The organism is Paenisporosarcina sp. TG20, from assembly GCF_000286315.1.
In the GTDB taxonomy this organism is placed as follows: Bacteria; Bacillota; Bacilli; order Bacillales_A; family Planococcaceae; genus Paenisporosarcina.
Window position 1 is genome coordinate 1 of sequence record NZ_ALJG01000045.1, and the last position, 948, is coordinate 948.

Here is a 948-nt window from a genome sequence, read left to right on the forward strand (position 1 = left end):
TCTTCGCGGGCCAACATCCTGTTGGCCCGAGGAGACTGAAGCCATGCCCGCGAAAAGCGTCCACCGTAGCGGAAATCAACGGGTTTCTATGGTGATTCTTCTTAAAAGGGCCGGGCGTACTTTGCTCGGTTTTTTTTGTTGTTAAATAAATAGATATTATAACAACTGCGTTTATAACCATGATTACAAGTTTAGACGAATTAAAGAGAATGCTCTTTGAGGTAACTTTATATCTAAACCTCATAAAACAATGATAAAAGTGGGGAAGAATACATACACTTTAGGAAGGAGAACCTTAGCACATGTTCTGAACTGGGGGATTACTATAGTTCCAGTTTATTTTTTTTCAGAGAGTTTAGTTTAATAATCATTTCATGTCATTGGATATTAGATTCATATTAAGAATGATTTATAGAGGGTGATAATAAGATGGCTATTCTAATTGAAAAGGCACTACTTTTGATGATTATATTGAGATTGCTTTCAGGAAGTATAGAGGTATCAGCTGCGTTATTGATGTTTAAATTAAATGATTTAGAAAAAGCCCTGTATATCAATTCTCTTCTTGCATTGGTAGGTCCAGTTGTGTTGATCGTTACGACGGGTATTGGATTATACGGTCTTACTGAAAAAATTTCATTAACAAGAATCATTTGCCTCTTTAGTGGTATCTTTCTTATTCTTTTCAGTTTAAAAGCTAAATGAAAATTTTTAGTTTGTCATGTTAGTTTTACCTACATAGAAAAGGACCTTACCGCCTTTTTAAGTAATTTACATATAATAGACTATAATCTCCGCTTAAATTAGGGAACTAATACGATGATTGAGGCATCATTACCTGATTGGGGTAACTATGGTCTTGATTAAGGAAATTAACCAATAATATTCCAATTGTATCGGGGTCAGTAATTGAAAGACAAATATTAAATAAAGACAGAGCGCCAAGTG

At 34.3% G+C, this 948-nt stretch carries 1 protein-coding gene; it reads left to right on the forward strand.

Annotation, left to right across the window (positions count from 1 at the left end; all coding sequences use genetic code 11):
• Positions 1-429 precede the first annotated feature (429 nt).
• On the forward strand, positions 430-705 hold the full coding sequence (locus tag B371_RS0100225) for a YqhV family protein (RefSeq protein WP_019412365.1): 276 nt from the start codon (positions 430-432) through the stop codon (positions 703-705).
• Positions 706-948: the final 243 nt, after the last annotated feature.